The sequence below is a fragment of the Pseudescherichia sp. genome (genome assembly GCF_031979925.1).
In the GTDB taxonomy this organism is placed as follows: Bacteria; Pseudomonadota; Gammaproteobacteria; order Enterobacterales; family Enterobacteriaceae; genus Pseudescherichia.
In genome coordinates, this window is record NZ_DALZFB010000001.1 from 561,950 (window position 1) to 585,768 (window position 23,819).

General features: G+C 55.6%; 21 protein-coding genes. 10 read left to right on the plus strand and 11 right to left on the minus strand.

Annotated features, from left to right (window positions below; genetic code table 11):
- The first annotated feature begins 178 nt into the window (after positions 1-178).
- From RTM13_RS02775 to RTM13_RS02790, 4 genes are all read left to right on the plus strand, one after another.
- The gene (locus RTM13_RS02775; RefSeq protein WP_312209909.1) at positions 179-895 is read left to right on the plus strand and encodes an ABC transporter ATP-binding protein; all 717 of its coding nucleotides are present in this window, start codon (positions 179-181) and stop codon (positions 893-895) included.
- Entirely contained in the window at positions 892-1,860 is a 969-nt protein-coding gene (locus tag RTM13_RS02780) for an ABC transporter substrate-binding protein (protein WP_312209911.1), read from the plus strand. Before RTM13_RS02775 ends, RTM13_RS02780 begins: the two co-directional genes overlap by 4 nt.
- A gap of 39 nt (positions 1,861-1,899) precedes the next feature.
- Positions 1,900-3,555 (plus strand): iron ABC transporter permease, encoded by a 1,656-nt coding sequence (locus RTM13_RS02785; RefSeq protein WP_312209913.1) that lies wholly within the window; start codon positions 1,900-1,902, stop codon positions 3,553-3,555.
- Positions 3,556-3,701: 146 nt separating this feature from the next.
- Positions 3,702-3,950: a biofilm development regulator YmgB/AriR family protein gene (locus tag RTM13_RS02790; protein ID WP_312209914.1), complete on the plus strand. Its 249-nt coding sequence runs from the start codon at positions 3,702-3,704 to the stop codon at positions 3,948-3,950.
- Positions 3,951-3,999: 49 nt separating this feature from the next.
- Here RTM13_RS02790 and RTM13_RS02795 read toward each other — a convergent pair whose 3' ends face one another.
- The 3 genes from RTM13_RS02795 to RTM13_RS02805 all read right to left on the minus strand — a co-directional run bounded on the left by RTM13_RS02795 (position 4,000) and on the right by RTM13_RS02805 (position 5,014).
- Positions 4,000-4,212 (minus strand): hypothetical protein, encoded by a 213-nt coding sequence (locus RTM13_RS02795; RefSeq protein ID WP_312209916.1) that lies wholly within the window; start codon positions 4,210-4,212, stop codon positions 4,000-4,002.
- A gap of 164 nt (positions 4,213-4,376) precedes the next feature.
- Positions 4,377-4,664 carry a hypothetical protein gene (locus RTM13_RS02800; protein ID WP_312209917.1) on the minus strand — a complete coding sequence of 96 codons (288 nt, stop codon included), beginning with the start codon at positions 4,662-4,664 and terminating at the stop codon, positions 4,377-4,379.
- 86 nt (positions 4,665-4,750) lie between these two features.
- Entirely contained in the window at positions 4,751-5,014 is a 264-nt protein-coding gene (locus tag RTM13_RS02805; RefSeq protein WP_312209918.1) for a two-component-system connector protein YcgZ, read from the minus strand.
- 347 nt (positions 5,015-5,361) lie between these two features.
- On the opposite strand from RTM13_RS02805, the gene treZ reads away from it, so the two are divergent.
- The 3 genes from treZ to glgX all read left to right on the plus strand — a co-directional run bounded on the left by treZ (position 5,362) and on the right by glgX (position 11,853).
- The gene (treZ, locus tag RTM13_RS02810; protein WP_312209920.1) at positions 5,362-7,149 is read left to right on the plus strand and encodes a malto-oligosyltrehalose trehalohydrolase; all 1,788 of its coding nucleotides are present in this window, start codon (positions 5,362-5,364) and stop codon (positions 7,147-7,149) included.
- Positions 7,146-9,680, plus strand: a complete 2,535-nt coding sequence (gene treY, locus RTM13_RS02815; RefSeq protein ID WP_312209922.1) for a malto-oligosyltrehalose synthase — start codon at positions 7,146-7,148, stop codon at positions 9,678-9,680. Before treZ ends, treY begins: the two co-directional genes overlap by 4 nt.
- Before the next feature lie 97 nt (positions 9,681-9,777).
- Positions 9,778-11,853, plus strand: a complete 2,076-nt coding sequence (gene glgX, locus RTM13_RS02820; protein WP_312209924.1) for a glycogen debranching protein GlgX — start codon at positions 9,778-9,780, stop codon at positions 11,851-11,853.
- 14 nt (positions 11,854-11,867) lie between these two features.
- On the opposite strand, the gene RTM13_RS02825 is transcribed toward glgX, so the two are convergent.
- From RTM13_RS02825 to adhP, 3 genes are all read right to left on the minus strand, one after another.
- Positions 11,868-12,344, minus strand: coding sequence for an RES family NAD+ phosphorylase (locus tag RTM13_RS02825; protein WP_312209926.1), 477 nt, complete (start codon positions 12,342-12,344; stop codon positions 11,868-11,870).
- Positions 12,344-12,796, minus strand: a complete 453-nt coding sequence (locus tag RTM13_RS02830) for an antitoxin Xre/MbcA/ParS toxin-binding domain-containing protein (RefSeq protein WP_312209928.1) — start codon at positions 12,794-12,796, stop codon at positions 12,344-12,346. Before RTM13_RS02830 ends, RTM13_RS02825 begins: the two co-directional genes overlap by 1 nt.
- Positions 12,797-12,864: 68 nt before the next feature.
- Positions 12,865-13,875 carry an alcohol dehydrogenase AdhP gene (gene adhP, locus RTM13_RS02835; protein ID WP_312209929.1) on the minus strand — a complete coding sequence of 337 codons (1,011 nt, stop codon included), beginning with the start codon at positions 13,873-13,875 and terminating at the stop codon, positions 12,865-12,867.
- 266 nt (positions 13,876-14,141) lie between these two features.
- Here adhP and RTM13_RS02840 point away from each other — a divergent pair, with 266 nt between their 5' ends.
- Positions 14,142-14,747 (plus strand): inorganic diphosphatase, encoded by a 606-nt coding sequence (locus RTM13_RS02840; RefSeq protein WP_312209931.1) that lies wholly within the window; start codon positions 14,142-14,144, stop codon positions 14,745-14,747.
- Between the two features lie 41 nt (positions 14,748-14,788).
- Here RTM13_RS02840 and RTM13_RS02845 read toward each other — a convergent pair whose 3' ends face one another.
- From RTM13_RS02845 to RTM13_RS02855, 3 genes are all read right to left on the minus strand, one after another.
- Positions 14,789-16,486 (minus strand): NAD-dependent malic enzyme, encoded by a 1,698-nt coding sequence (locus tag RTM13_RS02845; protein WP_312209933.1) that lies wholly within the window; start codon positions 16,484-16,486, stop codon positions 14,789-14,791.
- Between the two features lie 192 nt (positions 16,487-16,678).
- Positions 16,679-16,816 carry a stationary-phase-induced ribosome-associated protein gene (gene sra, locus RTM13_RS02850; protein ID WP_312209935.1) on the minus strand — a complete coding sequence of 46 codons (138 nt, stop codon included), beginning with the start codon at positions 16,814-16,816 and terminating at the stop codon, positions 16,679-16,681.
- Positions 16,817-17,048: 232 nt separating this feature from the next.
- A complete protein-coding gene (locus RTM13_RS02855; protein ID WP_312209937.1) occupies positions 17,049-18,590 on the minus strand; it encodes a PAS domain-containing methyl-accepting chemotaxis protein in 1,542 nt (513 codons plus the stop codon).
- 301 nt (positions 18,591-18,891) lie between these two features.
- Between RTM13_RS02855 and RTM13_RS02860 the strand changes: the two genes are divergently transcribed.
- Together RTM13_RS02860 and RTM13_RS02865 are read left to right on the plus strand one after the other, a co-directional pair.
- Complete coding sequence (locus RTM13_RS02860; protein ID WP_312209938.1) at positions 18,892-19,317, plus strand: DUF2231 domain-containing protein; 426 nt, start codon at positions 18,892-18,894, stop codon at positions 19,315-19,317.
- A gap of 11 nt (positions 19,318-19,328) precedes the next feature.
- Complete coding sequence (locus tag RTM13_RS02865; protein WP_312209939.1) at positions 19,329-20,630, plus strand: sorbosone dehydrogenase family protein; 1,302 nt, start codon at positions 19,329-19,331, stop codon at positions 20,628-20,630.
- A 34-nt stretch (positions 20,631-20,664) separates the two neighbouring features.
- Here the strand turns inward: RTM13_RS02865 and RTM13_RS02870 are convergent, their stop codons facing one another.
- Positions 20,665-21,663, minus strand: a complete 999-nt coding sequence (locus RTM13_RS02870) for a LacI family DNA-binding transcriptional regulator (RefSeq protein ID WP_312209941.1) — start codon at positions 21,661-21,663, stop codon at positions 20,665-20,667.
- 27 nt (positions 21,664-21,690) lie between these two features.
- Entirely contained in the window at positions 21,691-23,580 is a 1,890-nt protein-coding gene (locus RTM13_RS02875; RefSeq protein ID WP_312209943.1) for a beta-glucoside-specific PTS transporter subunit IIABC, read from the minus strand.
- Positions 23,581-23,819: the final 239 nt, after the last annotated feature.

Below are 23,819 nucleotides of genomic sequence, written 5' to 3' on the forward strand. Positions count from 1 at the left end.
AAATCAAGCCGCAACATTAGCGTCATCGCGCCGTAATAAAGCCTGCCTATAGTCGCCAGCAACCAAGTCCCAAAGAGGATAACAATATGTTTGCTCCCCTGTCTTTTGTACAGGTGAGTGCGCCCCGTCATTATCTGGCGACGGGACGTTGTCGGCTTCCTGCTGCAGGAGGGCGATGATGCACGCACTTACTCGTATCCGTCTCGAAGGTGTCTCGTACGCCTTTGCCACCCATACCGTTCTTCATCAGATCGATCTGCATATCGAACCCGGCAGCATTGTGGCCCTGCTGGGGCCGTCCGGCTGCGGGAAAAGCACGCTGCTCCGCCTGCTCGCCGGGCTGACGCAGCCGGGAGAAGGGGAGATCTGGTTTGGTGAACGCCGGGTGGCTAAGGCTGGCTGGGCGCTGCCGCCCGAAGCGCGCGATATTGGCATGGTCTTTCAGGACTATGCGCTCTGGCCGCATATGTCCGTGGCGCAAAACGTAGCTTTCCCGCTCAAAATGCGCAACCTGCCGCGCGGCGAACGGGAGGTTCGCGTCGCCGAGGCGCTGGCGCGGGTAGGGCTGTCGGACTTTGCCGATCGCAAACCCTCCGGTCTCTCCGGCGGACAGCAGCAGAGGGTGGCTCTGGCACGGGCCATCGTTGCCCAACCTCGGGTGCTGCTATTTGATGAGCCGCTCTCCAATCTCGATAGCGAGCTGCGTGAGTCGCTGTGCCTGGAGATGTCGCGCATCCTGCGCCAGTCCGGCACGACGGCAGTTTACGTTACTCACGATCGTCGGGAGGCAGAGCTTATTGCCGACCGTATTGTGCACCTTTCAGCGGGGCGCGTGGCTGCATCCGACTCGGTTACCCCTAAATTAGTTACAACATACAATGGAGTTTTATCATGAAAGCAGTGACGTCTGTAATAAAAGGAGTTGCATTAACTATGGCATTGTCTGCAATAAGCGTATCCAGCGCACAGGCGCTAACCGTCTATACCGCAGGGCCGGGATCGCTGGCAAAAGGGCTGGCAGCGGGCTATGAGAAGAAAACCGGCGTCAAGGTCAATATTTTCCAGGCGACGACAGGAAAGGTAATGGCGCGTCTGGAGGCCGAGCAGGCCAATCCGCAAGCGGATATTCTTATCTCCGCTTCCTGGGATACGGCGGAAGACCTGCATAATCGCGGCTGGCTGCTGCCTTACCAAAGCGCAAACGCTGAAAAGGTGCCTGCTAATCTGAAAACCGACGATTATGTCGCCCAGGGTATCTCGGCGCTGGGTATCGTCTGGAACAGCAAGAGCGGCACGCCTGAACCAAAAGAGTGGCGTGATCTCACCTCAGCCGACTTTAAAGATAAAGTCACCACGCCTGACCCGGCGCTCTCCGGCGCTTCGCTCGATCTGCTGATCGGCCTGCAAAACGGGATGAGCGACGAAGCGTGGAAACTGTTTGAGCAGCTGAAGCAGAACGGCATGGTAGTCAGCGGGCCAAATGCCCAGGCGGTAACGCCGGTAATGCAGGGGGCAAAAGCCGCGGTGTTCGGCGCAGTTGACTATGTCTCTTACGGCAATATCGCCCAGGGCGAATCCCTGAAGGTGATCTTTCCGGCCAGCGGGACGGTGATTGCTCCGCGTCCTATGATGATCCTGAAAACCACCCAGCATGCCGACGATGCAAAAGCATTTGTGGACTACGTGCTCTCTCCGGAAGGGCAGGCGCTGGTAGCCGAAGCCTGGCTGATGCCGGCCCGCACCGACGTTGCCGCTAAGCGCCCGCTGCTTAATGAACTGAAAATTCTGCCGACCACCAACGACGGCAACAGCGAGCGCAGCGACGTGCTAAAACGCTTTAATACGCTTTTCGCACAGTAATCACCCGGCGGGGGCAACCCCGCTTTCAGGATAGCCGTTGTGAAACAGAAACTTATTACGCTTACTACCGTGGCGCTGCTGGCGATCCTGGTCGCGCTACCGTTGCTTTTTATTACCCTCCAGGCCATCTTCCCGCAGTTTAGCGCTGGCTCTCTGAGCGGCGCGTTTAGCGGCATTGCGCCGCAGTTTCAGGACCCGCAGCTGCCCGCCATGCTGGGCGGTACGCTGTGGATCGCCGCTGGCGTTGCGCTGCTTAGCGCCCTGATCGGTCTGCCGCTCGGCGTCATGCGCGGGCTGTTTAATCTTCCGGCCCCAAGGCTATGGGATCTCATCTTCCTAATCCCGTTTCTGACGCCGCCCTATATTGCCGCGCTCTCGTGGATGCTGGTTTTACAGACCAATGGCTACCTGGATCAGCTGACGGGTATCGACCTTAACGATCTGCTTTTTAGCCGCAGCGGCATTGTGCTGGTCATGACCCTGAATATCTTCCCGGTAGTCTATTTTGCTGTCTCGCGCAGCCTGCTGGCCAGCGGGCAGAGGCTGGCGCTGGTTGCCCGGGTGCATGGTGCCACGGCCTGGCGGGCATTCTGGCATATCACGCTACCGATGGTCGCACCTGCGCTGGCGGCAGGCATGCTGTTGGCCTTTACTCTGGCCATTGAAGAGTATGGCGTCCCGGCAGCGCTGGGTTCACGCTCGGGGGTGGTAATGATGACGGTAGGCATTGAGAAGAAGCTCGCCGACTGGCCAATCGATCTGCCCGGTGCGTCTCTGCTCTCCATGGTGTTAATTGTTATTGCCTTAGCAGGGTGGTGGTTCCAGCGTCGCCTGGTAGGGGATAAAGAGGTGACCAGCGTAACCGGGAAGCCTACGGAGAATCAGGGAGCCGCGCTTGGTATCGCCGCCGTGCCGGTGGTGATGGTCATGGCTCTTACCGGTTTGCTGGCGGTAGGGCTGCCGGGTTTATCTATGGCGGTTACCGGAGTAATGTCAACGCTCTCGGGCGGACTGGCCTGGAATAACGTAACGTTTCAGCATTATCTTGCACTCTTTTCCCAGCAGGGGGATGCGTTGTCAGCGCTGGGCACCAGTCTGTCGCTGGCGCTCGGCGCGTCGGTCATTACCGGGCTGCTTGGGCTACTGGTCTCGTGGCTGGTTGTGGTCAGGCAGATTAAAGGCCGCAGCGTGCTGGACGCGCTGTCGTTGCTGCCCGCAGCGCTGCCGGGTATTGTCGTTGGCGTAGGGCTGATTCTGCTGTGGAACCGTACCTTCTGGCCCGTCTCGCCCTACAATACCTGGGCGATACTGCTGCTCTCCTACTGCTGCCTGCTGATGCCCTGGCCGGTACGCTATATCACCAGCGCGCTGCGCCAGCTCGGCGGTAACCTTGAGCCAGCCGCCCGCGTTCACGGCGCAAGCGCGCTACAGGCGCTGCGGTTTATCGTCATGCCGCTGGTCTTTCCGGCTATGCTGGCGGCAATGCTGATGGTATTTGCTATCGCCTCACGTGAGCTGGTCACGTCGCTGCTGCTCTCTCCGGCAGGGACCCAGACCGTGGCAGTATTTATCTGGCGGCAATTTGAGCAGGGATCGGTCGGGCAGGGGATGGCGATGGCGACTCTGACGCTGCTTACCGGGCTTATTTTGATGCTTACCGCACTGGCGATAATGCAGGGCAAAGGGCGTGGTTGATAGTTATTTATGCAGCGGTAGTTTGAATTTTAGCCGATCGAAATAGGAGATATTGCGCAGGCGTAAAATGCTGTCTACGTTTATTCCTGCAATAATTTTCTCTCGATATGTCGAGAGGCCAGTAACTTATAATTGAAGGCATATCGATGCACAGCGCAACAACGGAAGACCATCTAAACACCTACTTCGACCAGGGTATCCAGGCTTTTGAAGCTGAACGTGCACTTATTAAAGAGCTCGCGCACAATCTCAAAAGCAACCGAGTCGAGGTGAATAATAAAAATCTGATTCTGGCTCTCATCAGGATGCTCGAAACAGAAGATGACGTTGTCAAACTCGACGTTTATCGCAGCGCTCTTGAGCTGATCGTGCAGAAAACACCGGACGATCTGTAATTATAATAACCTCGCCCTGTCTCGGGTTATTCAGAGGCAGGGCGCTGGCTTATGCTGGCTTCATTATACGCGCCCGCAGATAAGCCACACAGGCATCCAGAGTGCGCTTTTGCTGCGGATCTTTTACCATGATGCGCCGGGCGCGAAGCACCATCATCAGATTGTCGGCATTTACAGGTAGATGTGAGTTCATCAACCATGCCGCGGCCTCGCCAACTACCTCTTGAATATTCTCAAGTCGAACCTGTTCATCTTCGTTCAATTGCACTCTCAATGCTGTAGGAGTTTATCTTCCAGGCTTATCAGCCAAGATCAAATTCACAGAGAGCATTTAGGGGAACATGCTGAAGGCAAGTCTGATTAGAAGGGTGAAACTTCATGTGGAAAGGAACCTGTTAACCGTACCGATTAAACAGGTATCAATGATTAGTGTTTGTAATCTGATTTAGCGTGATAAAGCATAGAATCACGCCTGTTTAACTTAAGCGAGCGGGAAGGGGCTTCCGCTTCATCAGGGCGCGTCCTGAAGTGGTGTACCCCATTGATTGCGGTATGAAATGCTTCGCGTCGACCATAGTCGGTTTCATCATGCAGATTATCCTGCAGTTGACCGATGAGCGCATCAAAAGAGACATTGTCATCGGCTTCAAGAAGCGTCATTACCGCTTCGCCCATAACCTTATCAACCAGTCTGTCTTTATCATTTTTGCTCATTGAGCCTCTCTTTTTTTAATGCGACGGACCGCTCGTCTAAATAATTATGCATGTGAATGATGAGAATAGATATGCATCCAGGATATTTATTCATCATTATTGCGGCAACTGGGTAACAGCAGACCAATTAGCTCCCCTAAATGGGCTTCAACGATCGGATCGTCGGTTTTGCTCAATCTGGCCGCCAGCTTAAGGCAGACAGTACGTCGGGTAACGCTTTCACCGGCACGTAAAATCTCAATCACTATGCTGCCTAATGTCTCTTCACGGGAAGGTACACCGCTCATAGTTTCAGACACAGTAACACTTAAATCTTTTTCATGCTTTTTATTTACATCTTTTTCACACACGTCTGCGTTTCCGTTCGGGTTAAGACCTTTGCCCTACTGGCGGTTACTCTTCAGCGACTGCCAGTTAACTCACAACTATTTTGTTGACTAATAATATCGGCAAGAAACGGCAAAAGAAAATAGTAGCAATATTTTTTTAACCTTACCTTAACTACGCGTTACTGTAAGTGACTTATTTTAAAAAGATATATTTTCCGATTTTTTGTACGTAAACCTTCCTTAAGTACAGCTGCACTTCACAATCTGCATCATAGGCTATGATTTTATGTACATACGGTCAGGAGAGGTAACACCCCAAACACCGTTTTACACCCTTTCGTCACGTCTGCGTTTATTGAGGTATCTGCATGGAGTCCAGTTCTTTTCTTAAAAGCTGGGGGGCCGAGTTCGTGGCCGCCGACACAGTGCGTTTTCGTGTTTGGGCGAGCGGCCAGGAAAGTTTAATGCTCAGGCTCTCGGGCAAGGAATTTAAGATGAATCCAGCTGGAGATGGCTGGTTCGAATTTTCCGCAGGCGGGATCTCGCCTGGTACGGAATATAATTACGTTCTGGCTGATGGTACCGTTCTGCCGGATCCAGCGTCCCGTGGGCAGCAATCTGACGTCAGCGGCCCCTCCCTGGTCATAAATCCGGATAGCTATCGCTGGCAAAATACGCAGTGGCAGGGACGCCCCTGGGAAGAGACCGTTTTTTATGAGCTGCACGTGGGCACCTTTACGCCAGAAGGAACATTTAAAGCCGCCATTGAAAAACTTCCCTATCTGGCTGACCTCGGTATTACCGCTATTGAAATTCTACCCGTGTCGCAATTTGGCGGTAACCGGGGATGGGGCTACGATGGCGTGCTGCTCTACGCGCCGCACTCTGCTTATGGTACGCCGGATGACTTTAAAGCCTTTATCGATGCCGCTCACGGCCACGGCATATCGGTTGTGCTCGACATTGTGCTGAATCATTTCGGCCCGGAAGGTAACTATCTGCCGCTGATCTCGCCAGACTTCTTCCACAAGGAGCGAATGACCCCCTGGGGGCCCGGTATCGCCTATGATGTTGACGCCGTGCGCCGCTATATTGCCGAAGCACCGCTCTACTGGCTGAAAGAGTACAGCCTCGATGGCCTGCGCTTTGATGCCATTGACCAGATTGAGGATAGCGCTGAGAAGCACGTCCTGATTGAGATCGCCGAGCGCATTCGCGCTGAGATTACCGACCGTCCTGCGCACCTGACTACGGAAGATAGCCGCAACGTTATCTTTTTACATCCGCGTGAGGAAGACGGCTCGGCCCCGCTGTTTAGCGGCGAATGGAACGACGACTTCCACAATGCCGTACACGTTTTTGCTACTGGTGAAACCCATGCTTACTACCAGGATTTTGCTGACCAGCCGGAAAAACACGTGGCGCGGGCGCTGGCCGAGGGATTTGCGTATCAGGGAGAGGTTTCAGCTCACGCTGGCGAGGCGCGCGGCGTGAACAGTACCGGGCAGCCACCGGTGGCCTTCGTCGACTTCATCCAGAACCACGACCAGACGGGTAACCGTGCCCAGGGCGAGCGATTGATCTCCCTGGCGGGCGCCGAGCGCACAAAGGTGATGCTGGCCGCGCTGCTTCTCTCTCCGCACATCCCGCTGCTGTTTATGGGCGAGGAGTACGGCGAGAGTAATCCTTTCCTGTTCTTTACCGATTTTCATGGCGATCTCGCCAAAGCCGTGCGCGAAGGGCGGGCCAAAGAGTTTAAGGGGCATAGTGGCTACGAAGGTGACAGCGTGCCCGATCCCAACGCTGAGAGCACCTTTATGCAGTCTAAGCTGGACTGGAAAAAGCTGGAAGGTCACGAAGGGCGCGCCTGGCTGGAGCTGACCCGAGCGCTGCTGCGCCTGCGCCAGCAGCATATCGTACCGCTGCTGGCTACCGCCGGGGGCAATTCAGGGCGGGTAGTCAACACCGCCGACGGTTTTCTCGCCGTGACCTGGACCTTCCCGAAAGGCACGCTCTCGCTGGCACTGAATATTGGCGAACGTAACCAGACCCTGCCGGACATGCCCGGCGAAACCGTTCTTGCCTGGCCGAATGCGACAGATGAACTGTCGCAAAACTCAATTGTTGTTCGCCTTGCATCAGGAGAAGCAAAGTGAAGATCCCAACCGCGACTTATCGGATTCAATTTCGTAACGGCATGACCTTTGACCGTGCCGCTGGCCTTGTGCCCTACATGCAGCAGCTTGGCATTAGCCACCTCTACGCCTCGCCAATCTTTACCGCTACGTCTGGCTCCACGCATGGCTATGACGTGACGGATGCCAATGAGATCGAGCCTGCCATCGGCGGCCGTGAGGGCTTTGACCGCATGGTGAAGGCATTGAAAGAGGCGGGCCTCGGTCTGATTTTGGATATCGTGCCGAACCATATGGCGGCCTCGCTGGAGAATCCGTGGTGGCGTGACGTAGTCGAAAACGGTGAAAAGAGCCGCTACGCCCGCTATTTCGATATCGACTGGTCGCGACGCCTGACCCTGCCGTTCCTGGGGGACACCTTTGAGGCTGAGCTGGAGAAGGGCGATATCAGCGTGCAGGCCGATCCGCAGACCGGCAAACCTGCTTTCGCCTATTTTGAAAGCGTTTACCCGCTTTGTCCGGAGAGCTATCAGGGCCGTGAAGAGGAGGTGCTGAAGCTTACCGATAAAGCCGAGCTTATCGCGCTTCACGAGCGCCAGCCCTACCGGCTGATGACGTGGCGGGATGCGCCGCGCGATCTCTCTTATCGCCGCTTCTTTGAAATTACCGGCCTTGCGGGCGTTCGCGTTGAGGACGATGCCGTCTTTGATGATAGCCACCGGCTGATCCTCGAGCTGGTGCGCAGCGGGGCGGTAGACGGTTTGCGTGTAGACCACGTAGACGGCCTTGCCGATCCCAAAGGGTATCTTCAGCGTCTGCGCAAAGAGGCTGGATCCGACTGCTACATCACCGTTGAGAAGATCCTTGGTAAGGGCGAGCATCTGCCGGACGACTGGCCAGTGTCTGGTACCACCGGATACGAATTTATTGCCGCGATCTCGGACGCCCTGGTAGACGACGACAGGCTTGCCGCGCTGCGCAAGGCCTACGATAAGACCCTGAGCAAGCCGGCTGATATGAAGGCGGAGCTGCGTGCGGCGAAGCTGCTGATGGCTGACAGAAATTTCGAAGGTGAATTTACCACCTTGCTGAAGCTGGCACTCGGTATTGCGGAGCGAGAAGGGATCCCGGCTCAGGAAGCGACGATCCGCGCCGCTTTACGAGAACTTTTGGTTGCTTTCCCGGTCTATCGCACCTATGGCACAAAAGAGGGGCTACCACCAGCCGATGCTGAGCTGCTGCAAAAAATCGTGGTGAAGGTGAAGGCCAGCGCCACAGCGCCGGATCCTGATGCGCTCGATTTCATCACCGCTATTCTCGCCGGTTCGCTTTCTGACTCCGTTTCTGACCAGGCGGCGCTTTTCCGCACCCGTTTTCAGCAGCTCACCGGACCGCTGATGGCTAAATCAGTTGAGGATACGCTCTTCTTCCGTCAGAACATGGGCCTGGCGCTTAACGAAGTAGGGGCCGAGCCGCTACGACGCGCCTTCTCTCTCGATCGTTTCCACGCTGAGATGAAGATCCGGCTGGAGAAGCAGCCTGACGCGCTGTCTGGTACTTCGACGCACGATACCAAACGCGGCGAGGATACGCGGGCGCGGCTCTACACCCTGACGGAAGCCCCGGCGCGCTGGGCGGTATGCGTTGCCCGCTGGCAGGAGATTAACCAGCATAAGGTGGTCGAGCTTGAGGATGGCCCGGCGCCAAAACCCGCCGGGGCGTGGATGCTCTATCAGGCGCTGGCAGGCGTATGGCCCGTGACGCTTCAGCCAGACGACGCGGAAGGCCTGAAGGCATTAGAGGAGCGCTTCCTGGACTTCGTTGAAAAAGCGCTGCGGGAAGCGAAATTGCGCACCGACTGGGTCGACAGCAACGATCCCTTTGAAAAAGCGATGCTCGACTACGCCCGGCATCTGCTTTCGCCGGATAATCAGGCCTTCCTGCAGGATTTCGTTAGCTCGCTGCAGCCGTTTATTCGGGCAGGGCTGGTTAACAGCCTTACCCAGACGGTGATCAAGCTTACCGCGCCGGGCGTGCCGGATATCTACCAGGGCAGCGAGGCGCTTAACTTCAGCCTTGTCGATCCTGACAACCGTCGGGAACCCGATTTTGCCACTTTGACTCAGCAGCTTGACGAAGACGATCGGCCTGTTGCGATAAGCGAAGAGAGTTGGCAGAGCGGCCTGCTGAAGCAGCAGGTTATCGCGAAGAGCCTGCGCCTGCGTCAGAAGAAGCCCGCGCTGTTCCGTTATGGCGACTATCTGCCGCTAACGGTAACCGGGGAGCGGGCGGATCACGTTATTGCCTATGCCCGAGTGACTCCTCGGATTCGAGGTGGTGACGCGCTGATCGTCATTGCGCCGCGCCTCGCGCTGCGCCTGCCTGACGATGCTGAAGCGACATGGTTTACCGATACCACGATTGCGTTGCCTGAAGAACTCGCAGGCCGACGCTACCGCAACATTCTCAGCGGAGAAGTGATCTCCCTGAACGAACGCCTTGATTTAACCAATATCACTGGAGATGTACCGCAAATATTGATAGCTGATTGATTTGAATCCTGAAAATTTGCAGCGCTTAAACGCGCCTGGTTGCTTATTGCCTGAAGGAATGTGTCCTCTGATGTCCACATTCTACGGAGAAGAATAAATGAAACACCATAATACATACCAAATCCTGCCAGGGGATTATCATCTTCTTGGCGCAAACTACGATGGTAAGGGCGTGAATTTTGCCCTTTTCTCGGCGCACGCAGAGCGCGTTGAGCTTTGCCTCTATGACCCAAGCGGCAAGAACGAAATTGCCCGCCTTGAGCTACCGGAAAATACCCATGAAGTCTGGCATGGCTACGTGCCAGGTCTGAAGCCGGGTGCGCTTTACGGCTTCCGCGTTCACGGACCTTTTGATCCGGAGAACGGTCATCGCTTCAACCCCAACAAGCTGGTTATCGATCCCTATGCCCGCGACCTGGTTGGCGACATAGAGTGGAACGAAGCACATTTTGCCTACGACATGCAGCATGAAGATAAGGATCTGACCTTCGATAAGCGGGACAGCGCACCGTTTATGCCGAAGTGCCGGGTGATCGATCCTCACGAGTTTGACTGGCAGGACAATAATCGTCCGAACATTCCATGGTCGCAGGCGATTATTTATGAAACCCATGTGAAGGGCTTCACCCAGCTCAACTCTGCGCTGCCGCAAGAGCTGCGCGGTAACTTTGAGGGAATGGGCCACAAGGCTACCGTGGACTACATCAAAAACCTGGGCATTACCTCGGTCGAGCTGCTGCCGGTTCACTGGTTCCCGGACGACCAGCATCTGCTAGACAGAGGTCTGAAAAACTTCTGGGGCTACAATACGCTTGGCTTCTTTGCGCCAGCGTCGCGCTACTTCGGGCCGAAGGGTATTCAGGGCTTCCGCGATATGGTGCGCGCGTTCCACGACGCGGGTATCGAGGTTATCCTCGACGTGGTCTATAACCACACGGCGGAAGGTAACGAGCTTGGTCCAACGCTGTCGTTTAAGGGGATCGATAACTTCTCCTATTACCGCACGCTGCCTGACCAGCACCGCTACTACATTAACGATACCGGCACAGGGAACACCGTTAACACCTCCCATCCGCGCGTACTGCAGATGGTGATGGACTCCCTGCGCTACTGGGCGGAGTCGATGCATATCGACGGCTTCCGCTTCGACCTCGGTACAATCCTTGGCCGTGAGCCGGAAGGTTTCGACCAGCGCGGCGGCTTCTTTGATGCCATGACGCAGGATCCGGTGCTGTCGAAACTGAAGCTGATTGGTGAACCCTGGGATATCGGCCCGGGCGGCTATCAGGTAGGTGGTTTCCCGCCGGGCTGGGCGGAGTGGAACGATAAGTATCGTGACACGGTGCGTGAATACTGGAAGGGCGATAACGTGGCATCTGATTTTGCCTCCCGTCTGCTTGGCTCTGGCGATCTCTACGACATCCGCGGCCGACGCCCATGGGCCAGCGTTAACTTTATTACCGCTCACGACGGCTTCACGCTGAACGATCTGGTGTCGTACAACGATAAGCACAACGAAGAGAACGGCGAAGACAACAACGACGGTCATAACGACAATCGCTCGTATAACTACGGCGCAGAAGGCCCGACCGACGACGAAAACATCAATACGATCCGCGAGCGGCAGAAACGTAACTTTCTCGCTACGCTGCTCTTCTCCCACGGCACGCCGATGCTGTTGGCCGGGGACGAGTTTGGCCGCAGCCAGATGGGTAACAACAACGGCTACTGTCAGGACAGCGAGATCTCCTGGATTCACTGGGACGATCTGCCGGACTCCAGCGAGGCGCTGTGCGAGTTCACCCGCCAGATTATCAAGCTGCGTAAGGAGCAACCGCTGCTGCGCCGCGAAAGCTGGCGCGATGGCCTGCTTATCGAGTGGTTCAACGCCGAGGGTGGCGTTCAGCAGCCAGAGCACTGGCATGAGGGTTCGGCCCTGGTGGTTTATATCAGCCGGCCGGATTTAAAACCTGAGGAGGGGATCTGGCATGATGTGCTGATGCTGTTCAATCCGTTTGAAGAGAGTATGGAGTTCCGTATTCCACAGCCTGGCGAAAGCGGCTGGGTGCTGGAGCTGACCACCTTTGATACGGAACCGCGCGGTATTGTTATTGATAGCGAAACGGATTTCACTCTGGAAGGGCGCAGCATTGCGCTGTTCAGAAGACCGTAATCAGAAGGTAATAGTTAGCAGCGCTTGCCCAGGCGCGGATCGATAATAAACGGCTCTGCTTTTACACTCAGCAGAGCCGTTTTTGCATCAGGATGTTCCGGGTTAAACAGTGCGTTCCACTCGCCGGTAATGGTGCTTGGGACACGCAGCAGCAAACCATTGTTTACGTCGGCCAGCCACTGATCGCCAATTTGCTGGGTGGAGATCGGGGCTGGATCGGCCTGCCAATCTTTCGGTAGCGTAGCAAGATCGAGTGTAGCGATCAGCTCTGTTGGGATCTCAATAGTCAGAAAGCTATAGCCTTCAGCAATGTCCTCGATTTCCAGATGCACCAGCGTTTCAAGCACGCAAAGCGCCTTAGATGAACCAAGATAGACACACTCTCGTCCGCGAGAGTTCCAGCGGCCACCAAAGGTGCGTGCACCATAACCATCAAATGCGGTCGCGACGTAACGCGACTTTACCAGTCGCCAAAAAAGCTGCGTTTCCATTAACTCAGCACGCCATGTTCAAGCCTGCCAACGAGAGTGAGTACCGCTTCGGCCCCGGCGGGAGTAGAGAGCAGTTCTGCCGGTTTTTTGCCCCCCAGGCCTTTAGCCGGTTTATTAAGCCATTGAGCCAGCCGGACGTTATCGTCGTTGAATAGCTCACGCGCCGCGCTGATTACCCGAGCCAGGGTATAGACGCGGGCGCTCTGTTCAGGTGAGAAACGCTGTTCCTCGCTGTTCAGTCTCCGGCTGTAGGTATTACGATCGATACCGGCCATTCGCAGCAGAGACGCCTCGTCAAGTAGGGTTGCGTCAGCAATGCTACGTAAGATAGTCGCGCTCAGGCCGATGTTGATGCTGTCGTGAGCGGCAATCGCCGCGGCAGGCAGACCCAGCGTGCTAAGCAAGTCACGGGGAAGGGCCGCTGCTTTTGGAGTAAAAAGTTGCATGGTCATCACGCCTCCTGTTCATTTGATATATATTTTAGTTCAAATGAACAGGAGGTTCAATAAATGTTATGCCTTTAACGACGGAAATCGATCACCATACGGCCACGGATCTTGCCTTGCTCCATCTCCTGGAAAATAGCATTGATATCTTCCAGAGGTCGGGAGGCGACTTTCGGCACCACTTTACCTTCGGCGGCAAACTGGAAGGCTTCGGTCAGATCCTGACGGGTGCCCACCAGCGAACCGACGACCTGAATGCCGTCCAGCACCAGACGCGGGATATCGAGGCTCATTGACTCCGGCGGCAGGCCGACAGCCACCACGCGGCCACCGGCGCGCACCGCATCCACGGCGGAGTTAAACGCCGCTTTAGCGACAGCGGTGACTACCGCAGCATGCGCACCGCCGGTTTTCTGCTGGATGATCTGTGCGGCGTTCTCGTTACGGGAGTTGATAGTCAGATCGGCCCCCATCTCAGATGCCAGGCTGAGCTGTTCATCGTTGACGTCGATAGCGATCACCTTGGCGTTGAAGACGTTTTTCGCATACTGCATCGCGAGGTTGCCAAGGCCGCCAAGACCGTAGATGGCAATCCACTGCCCGGGCTTGATGTGGGAGATCTTGATCGACTTGTAGGTCGTCACGCCTGCGCAGGTAATGCTGCTGGCTGCGGCGGGATCCAGCCCATCCGGGACTTTAACCGCGTAGTCCGCGACCACAATGCACCCTTCGGCCATGCCACCATCGACGCTATAACCTGCGTTTTTCACCTCGCGGCAGAGGGTTTCGTTCCCGCTGTTACAGTATTCACAGTGCCCGCATCCTTCATAGAACCAGGCCACGCTGGCGCGATCGCCCGGCTTCAGCGAGGTGACGCCAGGTCCCACTTCCTCTACCACGCCAATGCCTTCGTGGCCCAGAATAACGCCGGTCTTGTCACCGAAATCGCCGTTTTTAACGTGAAGATCGGTATGGCAAACCCCACAGCACTCCATCTTTAACCGCGCCTCGCCGTGACGAAGAGCGCGTAAGGTTTTTTCTTTGATTTCTACTTGATGATCGTGAGTGACAACAGCAGCTTTCATTTTTATCTCCTTATGGGTATGCAGTTGGATGGTGCATAACGCAACGCGTGATAAGAGAACGCAATTACTCCTTTAGGATTAATAACTTCTGTTCAGTATGCAACCACACCGAAACATTCTGCAATACTTTATGAGAATCATTCGCATTTTTGCTGGTCAGGTAGCAATTCAGCTAACACGCGGGTAACCTTTTTTAAACATTGTCATCCAGAGGTCATAAACACAGCGTAAGTTACTGGCTTCTCTCAACAATATGAGTCTTAGCAATGCTTCTGGTGAAAAAACTTCTTGCGGTGAGTCTGCTTCTGTCGGCGTCGGTTCAGGCGCAAAACATTCTGGAATTCCCACAGCCGGAGAACAATCCTGAGGAGTTCTATGCGGTAACGGAGATCCCCGCAGGCGGTATTATTAAGTATGAGACCGATGCAAAAACCGGCTTTATTATTGCCGATCGTTTCCAGTCGATGCCGGTGGCCTATCCGGCAAACTATGGCTCGCTGACACAGTCGCTGGCAGGCGATGGCGATCCGCTGGATGTGATTTTTTATACCCGTGCGCCGATGGCTCCCGGTACGCTGATCAAGCTGCGCGCAATTGGCGTCCTGAAGATGATCGACGGCGGCGAGAAAGATGACAAAATCGTTGCTGTACCTGCGAGCAAAATCGACCCCACCTATGATGAGATTCAAAGCCTGAGCGATTTGCCAAAAATCGAGCAGGAGCGTTTAGAGGCTTTCTTCCGCGTCTATAAACAGCTTCCGGCAGGGCGGAAAACTGTGGAGCTGAACGGTTTTAATGATGCAGCTACCGCGAAGCAGGAGATCAAAGCGGCATGGGATGCCTGGAAAGAGAAGCACCCGCAGCAGAACTAAACAAAAACGGGCATCAGAAGATGCCCGTTAGTTTATCTGCCTCAGATTGAGGTTCGGCGATAGCTGCGGTACTCAGGCCGCCAGAAGTTATCGTCAATCGCCTGCTGTAACGCCTCGGCGGAGGTTTTCACCGCCACGCCTTCCTCCTGGGCGACTTTACCTACCGCAAAGGCGATGGCACGGGAGACGTGCTGGATCTCATCAAGGCCCGGCAGCACCATGCCGTTGTCGTTGGTCCGCAGCGGGGAGTGCTCTGCCAGGGTTTCGCTTGCAGCCATCAGCATCTCGTCGGTAATGCGCGACGCGCCAGCGGCGATAACGCCCAGCCCGACGCCGGGGAAAATATAGGCATTGTTGCACTGGGCAATCGGGTAGAGCTTATCTTTCCACTGTACCGGCGGGAAGGGGCTGCCGGTTGCCACCAGTGCGTTACCGTCGGTCCAGCTGATAATATCCTGCGGCGTCGCCTCTACGCGGGAGGTCGGGTTCGAGAGCGGCATGACAATCGGGCGCGGACAGTACTTATGCATCTCACGGATAATCTCCTCCGTGAACAGCCCGGTCTGACCCGAAACGCCGATCAGGATGTCCGGCTTGACGTTGCGCACCACGTCTAGCAGAGAGATGGCGTCGCCGCTGGTCTCCCAGTTCTGGATATTCTCCTGCTTCTGCACCAGCTTGCTCTGGAACGGCAGCAGGTTAGGCATCTGATCCGTTAGCAGACCGAAACGATCGACCATGTACACTTTTTGTCGCGCGGCCGCTTCGCTCAGCCCTTCGCGCTGGGTCTGGGCGACGATCTGCTCGGCGATACCGCACCCGGCAGAGCCTGCACCGAGGAAGACAATCTTCTGGTTGCTCAGCTGGCTGCCTGCGGCACGGCTGGCAGCGATAAGCGTACCCACCGTCACCGCCGCGGTACCCTGAATATCGTCATTAAAGGAGCAGATCTCGTTCCGGTAACGGTTGAGCAGCGGCATGGCGTTTTTCTGAGCGAAGTCTTCAAACTGTAAAAGCACGTCCGGCCAGCGCTGCTTCACTGCCTGGATAAACTCATCCACAAACTCATAATATTCGTCGCCGCTGATACGCGGATGACGCCAGCCCATATAGAGCGGATCGTTGAGCAACTGCTGGTTGTTGGTGCCGACATCCAATACCACCGGCAGCGTATAAGCCGGGCTGATACCGCCGCAGGCGGTGTAGAGCGACAGCTTGCCGATAGGAATGCCCATGCCGCCAATGCCCTGATCGCCGAGACCCAGAATACGTTCGCCGTCGGTTACGACGATCACTTTAATATTGTGCGCCGGGACGTTCTGTAAAATGTCATCCATCATGTGGCGATTCTCGTAAGAGATAAACACTCCGCGCGCGCGGCGGTAGATCTCAGAGAAGCGTTCGCAGGCAGAGCCGACCGTCGGGGTGTAGATAACCGGCATCATCTCATCAAGATGGTTTCCTACCAGACGGTAGAAGAGGGTTTCGTTAGTGTCCTGAATGTTACGCAGATAGATGTGCTTATCGATATCCGTTTTGAACCCCTGATACTGTAGCCAGGCGCGTTCGGCTTGCTCTTCAATGGTCTCCACCACTTCGGGGAGCAGGCCGAGCAGGTTAAAGTTACGTCGCTCTTCCAGGCTAAAGGCGCTGCCTTTATTCAGCAGGGGAAACTCTAACAGCACGGGGCCAGCATAGGGGATGTACAGCGAACGGTTTTTCTTGTACTTCAGCAACATCTCAAAAACTCCTGGGTAAACGGATCCCGGCGATGGCACGGTTACCTGCGTGCAAACGGGGTGGGTAGTACGGCGGGGGGAGTATAAAGCATGCGTAGTGCAATTTCTTGTTACTTCGATGAAACATATTCATAAAGAGAAACGCCACCGGAGCGGTGGCGCGGGACTGAATTATCAGTGGCGGTTAATGCATCACTGGGCGCGACGATGGCGACCATGTCGGTGGGTAACTACTTTTTCGCTGCCATCTTCACTACGCACGACCTTTCTCTGATTCGACAGCTTATAGTCCAGACCTAAAATATGACGTGCCTGACGATTCGATTTCATGCTAACTCCTTAATTCTGTTCATAGTTTCAAGGACCAGCCCGCAGCGGCGAGCAGGGCAAAGCGTACCCCATAGCTGAAGTAGCATATCTCTTATAGTGGATAAAAAATGCGCTCTGCGCTCAAGATTTGACTATTTTTAATGCCGGGCGGCGCTGCGCTTGCCCAGCCTACAAAAAGCACCAGGCTGTAGGCCCGTGCAAGCGAAGCGCCGCCGGGCAACAGGCCGTCATCTCAACTCCCTCCGCCAAAAACCTGGACGGCGCGTTGTAGACGTGCGGCGCGGGAGGAGAGGTCGCAGGCGGCGTCGGTGACCCGCTCAACCATGCCAGTATTGTTGTGGGTCATCACGCCGATGCGCGATATGGACTCGTTGAGTAACGCCAACGCCTGGGTCTGCTCCTGGGTGGCGGTGCCAATCTCGTTGATCATGGTCGACATCTGAATAACGTTGTCGATCATCGCCGTCAGGTGCGTTTCGGTATTCTCAACCATCTTTACGCCGTTGCTGACGTTTGCGACACTTTGCTCTATCAGCGTTTTGATCTCCTTCGCGGCAGAAGCAGAGTGCTGGGCCAGATGACGCACTTCGGCCGCCACCACCGCAAAGCCACAGCCAGCCTCACCGGCGCGAGCGGCCTCTACGGCGGCGTTGAGTGCCAGAATGTTAGTTTGAAAGGCGATGCGGTCAATGACGCCAATAATGTCGACGATCTGCTTATTATCACGAGAGATGGACTGCATCATGGTGATGGTCTGCTTCATGACGCTGCCGCTGTTCACTGCATTACTGCTGGTCTCGTCTGCACGGATCATCGCGTCAGCAGCAGTCTCCGCCGTCTGCTTCACCGCGCTGGCTATCTCCTCAACTGCCGCCGCCGTCTGGTGCAGATCCGTCGAGGTCTCTTCGGTACGCTGCTGTAGCGATTTCCCCTCTTCAGATATGCGATGGCTGATTTTACGGATCCCATCCAGTTGGGTGGTAACATCCCCAACCAGAGAGTTAAGATTCAGCCCGGACTGATTCACCAGGCGCAGCAGCATGCCGACCTCATCGACGCGGTTAAACTGAAAATAGTCGGCTCGTCTTCCAGAGACCACCTTCTGCATTTGCGTTAAGATTAATTTTAACGGATGCGAAACCTGAACCTGTAAAAAGATCCCAGCAAATAAAAACAGAATCAGCGTCGCGCCGGATAGCACCAGCGCCGGAAGATTAATAAAGGGTAAGATGGCGATCAGCATTGCGGTAATACCCAGCACCAGGTTAATACGTTGAGAAATACTTAGCCACTTAAACAGGGATAATAGAGAGAGCGGCCCACGACGCACCAGTACGCCTTTATAGAAGCGATACCCTTTTAGTTTATTGTTGTTTATTTGTGCGTAGAGGTTTTCACTGGCATCAATCTCTTCCCGTGGCGGAATATTCCTGACCGAGATATAGCCAGTCAGCTTTTCCTGCTGATAAACCGGGGTGACGTTAGCCCGCACCCAGTAGTGATCGCCATTTTGACGCCGGTTCTTCACCAGCCCCGTCCAGCTCTCTCCCTGCTGGATGGTAAACCACATATCGGCAAACGCGGCCGGAGGCATATCAGGGTGGCGAATAATATTATGCGGCTCGCCGACCAGCTCCCCCTCTGCGAAACCGCTGGCCTCAATAAAGGCAGAGTTGGCATAAGAAATATGGCTCTGCGTATTGGTTGTCGACATTAACGTCGTGCCGTCTTTAAGCAAATACTCATTCTGTGTAACGGGAGTGTTACGCTTCATCAATAACCCCATAATCAAGCGACTTGCAATAAATAAAAAAGGAATTGTATTTTTCTTATAGCTCGCGCATTTTCCACTATGAACGCAATAACGGAAAGTGGCTTCAGGGAATATTTTTTAGTCACGCTAAAATATGACCCGGGCGAAGGTTATAAAAATGAAAATAGATTAATTAGACGTTGTTAATACCTTGGCGCTCAGCAAAACCTTAACGCAAATAGAGAGGGCTTCGTGCTATATCGTGAAAATAATCTAACCTTTACAGGTACCTTTAATCGCTGGACAGGTTCAGGAGATGGACATGCACACCCCTCACGCTTCAGGACGTTCGAGCTTTGCCGTAGCGCTGTATGAGCTATTTAATCCCATTCCACTCGGCTTTTTTACCGCCGCCTGGATCTTTGACATTCTCTATATCAAAAGCATGCAGATTATGTGGACCGATGCCGCCAGCTGGCTAATTGTTATCGGTCTGGTGATTGCCATCATTCCCCGTATCATAAACCTCGTGCAGATCTGGGTAGGGCATCGGTACGCTTTTAGCTCCCCCGTTAAGCTGCACTTCTGGCTTAACCTGGTCGCCATCTTGCTGGCGATAGTGAATGCCTTTATCCATAGCCGCGATGCTTACGCCGTTGTCCCGCTGGGCGTAACGCTCTCTACCCTGGTGGTGATCATGCTGCTGTTGGCTAATGTTCAACTCGCGCTGCGCCAGCGTAACGCTTAAGGAGAAGCCGTATGAAAAGAGATAACCGAGCGTTACTCAGCGTGGCAATTGTCGCGCTACTCAGCGCCTGTGATAACGGCGCATCTGTCGATCCGCAGAAGCAGATGGGGCCGAATCCGGAGCTGCCGCAGGCGCAAAACTTTCTGCTGCCGCCGATGCAGGTGCCCGAAGGGGTGCCGTGGAAAGAGGGCGAGAAGCCCACCGTACCCGCCGGACTGCAGATTGAAAAAATTGCCGATGGCCTGAAGCACCCGCGTCAAATCTACGTTTTACCGAATAATGACGTGCTGGTGGCGGAGTCAAACAGTACGCCGAAACCCACCACCCGACCCAAGCAGCTGATCATGGGAGTGGTACAGAGTGCCTCCGGCAAGGCCGGAAAAGGGGGCGACAGCATTACCCTGCTGCGCAACGTTAACGGCAAATGGGAGAAGCACACTTTTATTGAGAATCTGCACTCGCCGTTTGGTATCCAGCTGATTGGCAATACGCTGTGGGTTGCCAATGCTGATAGCCTGGTGAAGTTCCCCTATGAGACGGGGCAGACCTCTATCAGCGCGCCGGCTCAGGAGGTGACCGAGCTGCCCGGCGGGCCGATCAATCACCACTGGACCAAATCCCTGCTCGCCAGCCCCGACGGCAGCAAGCTGTATGTCGGCGTGGGATCGAACAGCAATATCACCGAGAACGGCATCGGGGCGGAATACCGCCGGGCGGCCATCCTTGAGGTAGACGCCGCCAACGGGGCGAGCCGCATCTACGCCAGCGGACTGCGTAACCCCACCGGAATGGGATGGGAGCCGCAAAGCGGCAAGCTGTGGGCTATCGTCAACGAACGGGATGAGATTGGCTCCGATCTGGTGCCGGATTATATGACCTCGGTGCAGGAGAATGGCTTCTACGGCTGGCCCTACAGCTATTTTGGCCAGCACGTTGATGAACGCGCCCAGCCGCAGCGGCCGGATCTGGTCGAGAAGGCCATCAAGCCCGACTACGCCATTAGCTCGCACGTGGCCCCGCTCGGTCTGCTGTTCTATACCGGGGACAACATGCCGCAGTATCGCGGTGGCGCGTTTGTAAGCGAGCACGGCAGCTGGAACCGTAAGCCGCTCAACGGCTACCAGGTGATGTGGGTCAAGTTTGAGAACGGTCAGCCGGTGGGGCTACCGCAGCCGGTGGTCACCGGCTTTTTGACTGACGATCAGAAGCAGGTTCGCGGCCTGCCGGTGGGGCTGGGGATGGATGCCCAGGGCGGGTTGATTATTGCCGACGATGCCGGCGACGCCGTCTGGCGAGTCAGCGCTACACAGTAGCTGACATTAAAAAGCTGCCGTTTGGCAGCTTTTTTTACGGCTTCCGCTTAGCCACGGAGTCTCTGACGATCAGCGAGCCTTCATGCAGCGACTGTGTGGCGCTATCAGGAGATAATAAAATGCGTACCGCATCGCGGATCATCTCATCCATTGGGATGTGCACAGTGGTCAGGGTGGGGGTGAAGTAGCGGCCGATGATGGAGTCATCAAATCCGGCGACGGAGATCTCCTCCGGCACCCGCAGGCCGTTGTCGATCATGGCTTTCGTCACGCCGATGGCCATGTCATCGTTAGCGGCCAGGATGCAGCTCATGGGCCGGTCCTTTTTCAGCAGGGCGCTGCCCGCCTCATAGCCGCTCTCGGTACTCCAGCTGCCGCGCACAATCAGCGTGTCGTCAGGCGTCAATCCGGCAGCATGAAACGCATCGCGGTAGCCGGCGAGGCGGCTGTCGCCCGTGGGCGATCCTTCACTGCCAGCCACAAAAGCAATATCGCGGTGCCCCTGAGCAAGCAGATACTCCACCATGCGCACGCTGCCCCGGTAGTGATCAACAAACACCGAGCTGCTGCGGTTGCGCTTCAGCTCACGGTTGATCACCACAATGGGCACGCTGCTCTCGTCAATAATGTCATCAAGCTCATCAACGTTGAGGTATTTGGGGTAGATCATGATCGCTTCACAGCGCAGCTGCACCAGGAAGTTGATGGCGTTACGCTCGTCCTCCCGGCTGTGCTTGCCATCGGCCAGCACCAGCTGGCGCTGGAGATCTTCACTGCAGGTCGCCGCCTGGTAGATCATGGCGGAGAAGAACGGCCCGTTATACAGGCCGTTAGTGATCACCAATCCCACCGAATTGGAACGGCTGGTCGCCAGCGTGCGCGCCAGCAGGTTAGGGCGGTATCCCGTCTCCTCAATGGCCTTAAAGATACGGGCTTTTACCTCTTCGCTGACCACTACCTTACCGTTTAGCGCACGAGAGACCGTTGCTTTTGAGACGCCCGCCCGCCTGGCGACATCCAGTATCGTGACCATAACACTCCCCAATTGTTTAACAGCGTATCAGGAGACGGTCATCAACGGCATCTCCTGACGAATGGTGCCCCCGGACTGGAGCTTCGTCAGCTCAAACTCATCGCTATTGATCACCAGCACCGGCGTAGTGAGATCGTATCCGGCACGCTCGATGGCCTCTTTATCAAACTCCAGCAGCGGCGTACCGGCTTTAACGACGTCGCCTTCCTTCACCAGCGGACGGAAGTGCGCACCCTGTAAATTCACGGTGTTCAACCCCACGTGGATCAGCAGCTCCGCGCCGTTGTCGCAGGCAAGGCCAATGGCGTGGCGTGACTCGATCACTGTTTCGACCCGGGCGTCGCAGGGCGCAACCACTTTACCCTCATGGGGCCGAATAGCAACGCCGTCGCCCAGGACCTTTTGCGAGAACGCTTCGTCTGCGACCTCTTCCAGCGCGATGACATCCCCGCTGAGCGGGCTGTTCAGCGCCAGGCTAGTCTTCGCCGCAGCGGTTGAGGTACTCCTGACCGGGGCGGTTTCTGGCGTGTCGGTGAGCGTCTCTTCCGCTACCGGATCGTCAAAGCCAACGAACTGCACCAGTATAATAGTCAGGACGACAGCCGTTGCGCTACCGGCAAGTTCACCGATGAAGGACATCGGCGCATCCGGGCTAATGGCGTTGACCAGGGTAAACAGGCCCGGCAGTGCCGCGTAGGCGTAGTAGAGGGAGCCAAACAGGCTGGCTACCACAGCACCTACCGCGCCGCCGATACAGCCGCAGATAAACGGCTTTTTAAAGCGCAGCGTCACGCCATAGATTGCCGGTTCGGTAATGCCAAAGATGGCGGTTACGCCCGCCGACAGGGAGGTAGTTTTCAGCTCGCGATTGCGGCTCTTCAGGAATACGCCAAACACGGCGGCCATCTGGCCGATTACCGCAATGGTCTGATAGGCCTGGAAGGAGTCATAACCCTGGGTGTCAAAGTTGGCCATGATCACCGGCGTAATGCCCCAATGTACGCCGAAAATAACGATAATCTGCCAGATGCCGCCGATGAGCGCAGCAGCGACCGCAGGCGCGGCGGCGAACAGGGCGTTGTAGCCGCTGGCGATACCCATTGCGGCCCAAGTGGTAATCGGCCCGATAACAATCAGGGTCAGGGGAACAATAATCACAAAGCAGATCAGCGGAGTGAACAGGGCGCTAACCACGTCCGGCAGGATCTTCTCTACTCGCTTTTCAAGCCAGGAGAGCGCCCAGACCAGGAACAGCGGCGGCAGTACCGATGAGGTGTAGACCGTCTTCGCCAGCGGAATAAACAGGAAGGTAATAGTCTCCCCGTTAGCAATGCGACCCGCCATGGCAGACCACTCGGGATTGATCAGTGCGCAGCAGCAGAGTACGGCGATAAACGGATTACATTTGAAGTGGCGCGCGGCGGTGATGGCGATAAACACCGGCAGGAAGGCAAACGGCGTCCACGACATGAAGTTGAGGATGGCGAAGGTGCCGGTGGTTTTGATATCGGCATCAATCAGCCCGACAACAATCAGCAGCCCCTGGAGGATCCCGGCAGCGGCCAGAATGTAAACGATAGGAGCGAACACCGCAGACATAGTGGCAATCACCGCATCCAGCCAGCGGGTTTTCGGCTTGTTGGTCGCTCCGGCATGGTCCTCACCGATCAGGGCCGAGAGGGCGTTAAACACGTCGGCAACGTGAGTGCCAATAACCACCTGGAACTGGCCGCCGCTCTCTACCACGGCAATCACGCCGGGCAGATTTTGGATCCGGCTTTTCGCCTCGGCAGGGGTATCGTTTAAAACCAGGCGTAAACGGGTGGCGCAGCGTGTAAAGCTATTGATGTTCGCTTCGCCGCCCACCTCCTGAAGAATGTCACTGGCTAACTTATTGTAATCCCTAATAATGGCCATTCTGATGTACCTTTTTTATGGGTTATAGAGTGTGTGACTTTAATTTGAAACCGGTTTCATGCTAGCAGTGAAAGAGGGCCTTGCAACCGGTTTCATGGCTAAAATGTGGGCTGAATCACAGAGGAAATAGGCAGGAAAACAGTGTGGGTTGTTACACAGAGTCGTAAGATTGGCGTATCGTGTCTGGCATTGATGGGAGTAGAGTTGAGATCGCCTGAGTAACCTGGAGCATGCATAAC

Excerpts from the sequence above, each read along its gene's own strand:
- sra (WP_312209935.1), bottom strand. The coding sequence starts at position 16,816 with ATGAAATCGAATCGTCAGGCACGTCATATTTTAGGTCTGGACTATAAG.
- glgX (WP_312209924.1), top strand. The coding sequence starts at position 9,778 with ATGAAACACCATAATACATACCAAATCCTGCCAGGGGATTATCATCTT.
- RTM13_RS02800 (WP_312209917.1), bottom strand. The coding sequence starts at position 4,664 with ATGAGCAAAAATGATAAAGACAGACTGGTTGATAAGGTTATGGGCGAA.
- RTM13_RS02775 (WP_312209909.1), top strand. The coding sequence starts at position 179 with ATGCACGCACTTACTCGTATCCGTCTCGAAGGTGTCTCGTACGCCTTT.
- RTM13_RS02855 (WP_312209937.1), bottom strand. The coding sequence starts at position 18,590 with ATGAAGCGTAACACTCCCGTTACACAGAATGAGTATTTGCTTAAAGAC.
- RTM13_RS02840 (WP_312209931.1), top strand. The coding sequence starts at position 14,142 with ATGCTTCTGGTGAAAAAACTTCTTGCGGTGAGTCTGCTTCTGTCGGCG.
- RTM13_RS02860 (WP_312209938.1), top strand. The coding sequence starts at position 18,892 with ATGCACACCCCTCACGCTTCAGGACGTTCGAGCTTTGCCGTAGCGCTG.
- RTM13_RS02830 (WP_312209928.1), bottom strand. The coding sequence starts at position 12,796 with ATGACCATGCAACTTTTTACTCCAAAAGCAGCGGCCCTTCCCCGTGAC.
- RTM13_RS02790 (WP_312209914.1), top strand. The coding sequence starts at position 3,702 with ATGCACAGCGCAACAACGGAAGACCATCTAAACACCTACTTCGACCAG.
- RTM13_RS02870 (WP_312209941.1), bottom strand. The coding sequence starts at position 21,663 with ATGGTCACGATACTGGATGTCGCCAGGCGGGCGGGCGTCTCAAAAGCA.
- adhP (WP_312209929.1), bottom strand. The coding sequence starts at position 13,875 with ATGAAAGCTGCTGTTGTCACTCACGATCATCAAGTAGAAATCAAAGAA.
- RTM13_RS02845 (WP_312209933.1), bottom strand. The coding sequence starts at position 16,486 with ATGTTGCTGAAGTACAAGAAAAACCGTTCGCTGTACATCCCCTATGCT.
- RTM13_RS02865 (WP_312209939.1), top strand. The coding sequence starts at position 19,329 with ATGAAAAGAGATAACCGAGCGTTACTCAGCGTGGCAATTGTCGCGCTA.
- treZ (WP_312209920.1), top strand. The coding sequence starts at position 5,362 with ATGGAGTCCAGTTCTTTTCTTAAAAGCTGGGGGGCCGAGTTCGTGGCC.
- RTM13_RS02780 (WP_312209911.1), top strand. The coding sequence starts at position 892 with ATGAAAGCAGTGACGTCTGTAATAAAAGGAGTTGCATTAACTATGGCA.
- RTM13_RS02875 (WP_312209943.1), bottom strand. The coding sequence starts at position 23,580 with ATGGCCATTATTAGGGATTACAATAAGTTAGCCAGTGACATTCTTCAG.
- RTM13_RS02825 (WP_312209926.1), bottom strand. The coding sequence starts at position 12,344 with ATGGAAACGCAGCTTTTTTGGCGACTGGTAAAGTCGCGTTACGTCGCG.